6 protein-coding genes and 1 pseudogene are annotated in these 3780 nt (G+C 61.4%); 5 read left to right on the top strand and 2 right to left on the bottom strand.

Annotated features, from left to right (window positions below):
- Together BG842_RS32210 and BG842_RS23500 are read right to left on the bottom strand one after the other, a co-directional pair.
- The coding region (locus BG842_RS32210) for a helix-turn-helix domain-containing protein (protein ID WP_254663426.1) at positions 1-212 on the bottom strand (212 nt) is incomplete at its 3' end.
- A gap of 228 nt (positions 213-440) precedes the next feature.
- A pseudogene (locus BG842_RS23500) lies at positions 441-1003 on the bottom strand (type 1 glutamine amidotransferase domain-containing protein).
- Between the two features lie 232 nt (positions 1004-1235).
- On the opposite strand from BG842_RS23500, the gene BG842_RS32205 reads away from it, so the two are divergent.
- The 5 genes from BG842_RS32205 to BG842_RS23480 all read left to right on the top strand — a co-directional run.
- Positions 1236-1673, top strand: a complete 438-nt coding sequence (locus BG842_RS32205) for a hypothetical protein (protein WP_254663425.1) — start codon at positions 1236-1238, stop codon at positions 1671-1673.
- Positions 1595-2137, top strand: a complete 543-nt coding sequence (locus tag BG842_RS23495; protein ID WP_342764829.1) for a class I SAM-dependent methyltransferase — start codon at positions 1595-1597, stop codon at positions 2135-2137. Before BG842_RS32205 ends, BG842_RS23495 begins: the two co-directional genes overlap by 79 nt.
- 59 nt (positions 2138-2196) lie before the next feature.
- Entirely contained in the window at positions 2197-2421 is a 225-nt protein-coding gene (locus BG842_RS23490; protein WP_069449770.1) for a hypothetical protein, read from the top strand.
- A gap of 107 nt (positions 2422-2528) precedes the next feature.
- Complete coding sequence (locus tag BG842_RS23485; RefSeq protein WP_007975993.1) at positions 2529-3218, top strand: DUF5828 family protein; 690 nt, start codon at positions 2529-2531, stop codon at positions 3216-3218.
- 58 nt (positions 3219-3276) lie between these two features.
- The coding region (locus tag BG842_RS23480; protein WP_175424268.1) for an inorganic phosphate transporter at positions 3277-3780 on the top strand (504 nt) is incomplete at its 3' end.

Genomic DNA, 3780 nt, shown 5'->3' with positions numbered 1-3780 from the left:
TTGTAGAGTTGCCTACAAATATCTCGGTGGCGGTCCAACTCCTCGCGGTGGGCGTCGGACGGCTTGAAACGGTACTTGTAGGCGTAGTACATTCTACTCGCGTTCCTCGATGAGTTCGTCCAACTGCTCGCGGACGAACGACGAGAGTTGAGGTGTTGGTCCTCAATCCACTCGTCTTGGTCTTCGCGGATGGTGATTGTCTTCCGTTTCACCGTAATGCACAGAATGCACGCCACACGTATGATGCTTTGGTGAGGCGTTGGCCTGTGGGCCGAGCGTCGAATGTGTTTGAGAACTGTGCGGCGCTGTATCCCCTCCCTGCTCGCTCCCGTTGGTCGCTCGCTGAGGAAGGGGGCTTAGCGCCTTGATTCAGCTAAAACGGGGGCATCGAACCGGACGGGACGGGTCGAAATCGCCGTGCGTAAGAAGCAGGTCAGCGTTCAGTTTCGCTCGTGTCGCCCTTCCTCGAACTCCTCGACCACTTTGTCACAGAAGGCGGGCAAGTCGTCGGGGTTGCGACTGGTGACCAGTCCCTCGTCCACGACGACTTCCTCGTCCACCCATTCCCCACCCGCGTTTCGAATGTCCGTCTGTAAACTCGGGTAGGAGGTCAGCGTCCGGCCCTCGACGACACCGGCCTCGACCAGCGTCCACGGACCGTGGCAGATGACGCCGATGGGCTTGCCCGCGTCGAAAACGTTCCGAATCAACTGTACCGCGTCGCTGTCCGCACGGAGTCGTCCGCCCCGACGGCACCGCCCGGAATCAACAGGGCGTCGTAGTCGTCGGCGGAAACCTCCGAAAACGTCCGTTCGACCTCGTAGGTGTCGCCGTCGTCGAGGTCGTTGTTGACGGTCCGAACCTCGCCGGTTTCGGCACCGACGACATCCACGGTCGCGTCGGCGTCCTCGACGGCCGCCTTGGGTTCGGTGAATTCGACCTCCTCGGTTCCAGCCTGTGCGATGAAAATCGCTACGTTCGTGTCGGAAAGTGTGTCCGTCATCGTTCTCCGTTGAGCATAGTGCACCAATATCCCTAAACACGCTGGCGGACGGCGTGGCGGGACAGCCCGGCGAATGAGAAGTTGTGTATTAAAGAACCCTCTGCGTTCTGGTGACGCCTCAAGGCGCGGGAATTCTCCTTGATTTCGTATAAGGACCCCCTACGGACCCTTTTCTGCTGCGTAGGCGACTTATACTCTTGATGCTCCCTGCCGGACAAGAAAGACGACTCGAATGGGGTATCAGCGGGGGTTGTGTACGCAGTGGTCACGTCGTGACCGATTGACCATCGTCATCATCGCGGTAGCGGTGGCGTTCCTCGTGGGAACGACGGTGTTGTTGGTCGCGGCGAACACGCAAACGTCGTCGATTTCGTCAGGATTCAGCGATTCGATGGCCGTCACCCACTACGACACGGTGGACGAGGCGACCGCCGCCGCCGGGGGTGACGACATCGTGCTTCCGGTCGCGGCGGTGGAGCAAACCGGGACGGCGCGGAGACGCGGGACGGGAATATCGAAGGGCACTACTTCACCCCACGGGAGGACTGGCGTGACGAGTGGCGAACCCTCCTCGCGTCGCTCGAACCACCCATCGTCGATATCGGCTGTGGCTCGGGACAGCACGCCGAATTTCTCCAAGAACGAGGCGAAGTCGTCGCCATCGACGTGAGTCCGGGCGCAGTCGAAGCCACCCGTAACCGTGGCGTCGAGGACGTTCGCGTGATGGACATGTTCGAGATGGACTTCCGACCGGACAGGTTCCGTTCCGCCCTCCTGAGCGGGACCCAACTCGGACTCGCACACTCCCTCGCCGGGGTACATCGACTCCTCTCGGAACTCGCTCGAATCACGGACGAGGAGGGCGTCGCCGTCGTGGACAACTACGACCCGACGGACCTCGCTCCGGACGACCTGCTGGGCTACAGGTCAGACCCGCGCCGCGGAATCGCCCACCGAACGTTTCACTTCGAGTACGACCGGGACGGCGAACGGGAGGTCGGACGAACCCTCCACTTCGTCCTCTTTTCGCCCGAGCGACTGCGGGACGTAACCGTCGGAATGCCATGGCGAGTCGCCGAGATACAGCCGAGAGAGGGATTCTACAAAGCCGTCCTTCGAAAGGAGAAACGGTGAGAGCGGGAGGCTAGTATTTCGGGGTAACACATAACATGGATGCGTCCGTACGCCGTAACATGGGTGGCAAACGGACGGAGGCGTGTGGTCGGTGCGGTCTTTCGACCGTCGTCGACGCGACCAGTGACGGTGAGACGCGCGACATCTACGGCGACGACCGAATCGAGGTGTCCGAGGACGAGATGCGGTCGGTGAGCGGACACGTCGAACTGCTCGGGCGCGCGAAAGACCGACTGAACGCGTTCGCGGAACGGGTAACGTACGGAAACATCGGAGACGAATAATTTTACGCTCGAAACGGTAACCCCCGAGAAAAGGCGCATGAGAGCCGCTGTCACGGACATTAGCGGTAAAAGATAAAACCCTGTGGAACTTACGAGCGAGTAATCGAATGGAAGAGAGCATCTCTGGCTTCAAACTTCGAGGTAGCTGGGGAGATATCGTCGAGCACGGAGAGCGCATCACGCAAGCGCTCCGTGAGGCGAACGTGTCGGGTAGCGCGTTCGAGGAGTGGGACGAGTGGCGGCCGAAATCGCACGAACGGCTCGGCGAAGACGTGGCCGAGAAGACCGCGGAACAGGCCCACGTCAGCGAAGGGAAAGGCGAGCAAGCGGGCGAGTCCCCCGACGACGACCTCCGAACAGCGGGAGAAAAACTGACCGAATCGTACGAAAAACTGGAAGAAGATGACACGGAAGGTGCCGTAGACAGGTGGCAGGACTCGGTGAACTACGTCGCTCGGGCCGCCGACTCGGCGGGGCGGAAGGCCATCAGGAAGGTCGAGGACACGGTGTATCAGAAGGTGATGACGCAACTCGCGCCGTACTACTTCGACAACGAACTCGTCAGTGCCAACATCCAGCAGACGAGTCGGATGGAGGACGGCGAGGAGGGATTCATCTTCGAAGTAAACGTCAACGACGACGAGTTGAAAGGAGAAGTGTCGGAGTCGCTCACGTCCTACGAGGACGAAATCGACCGCTGGCACGTCGAGACGGAGAAGGAAACCGAGACGGTCGAAGCGGCAGAAGGCGTGGAACCGCCGAAACGGAGCGGCGGTCCGCGGGCCGACAGGACGTGATCAGTCGTTTGCTTTCGAGTCGGTACACTATTGGCGTGAGGCGATATACCGGATAGATATGGCTGGAGGGTTGCTGACGGTGATTATCGCCGGGGTCGCGAGTCTGTTCATGGCGTGGGCCATCGGCGCGGGGTCGAGTGGGTCAACTCCGTTCGCCCCAGCCGTGGGTGCGAACGCCCTCTCGGTGATGCGCGCGGGGTTTCTCGTGGGGATTCTCGGATTTCTAGGGGCGGCGCTCCAAGGCGCGAACGTCTCGCAAGCGGTGGGACGGGAGCTGATTCACGGCGTCCAACTGTCGCCCCTCGCCGCGACCACGGGACTCCTCACGGCGGCGATACTGGTGGCAATCGGCGTGTTCACGGGGTATCCCATCGCCACGGCGTTCACCGTAACGGGGGCCATCGTCGGCGTCGGGTTGGCGCTCGGTGGAACCCCCGCGTGGCCGAAATACCAGCAGATAGTCTCCCTCTGGATACTCACGCCGTTCATCGGCGGCGGCATCGCCTACGCGACCGCTCGCGTGCTCCGGCGCGACGACGTGGCGGAGGAAACCTCGATTCCG

It is taken from the genome of Haladaptatus sp. W1, assembly GCF_001723155.1.
Classification (GTDB): domain Archaea; phylum Halobacteriota; class Halobacteria; order Halobacteriales; family Haladaptataceae; genus Haladaptatus; species Haladaptatus paucihalophilus.
Note: the sequence above shows the minus strand (reverse complement) of the source record. Positions and strands in the feature narration are given on the sequence as shown.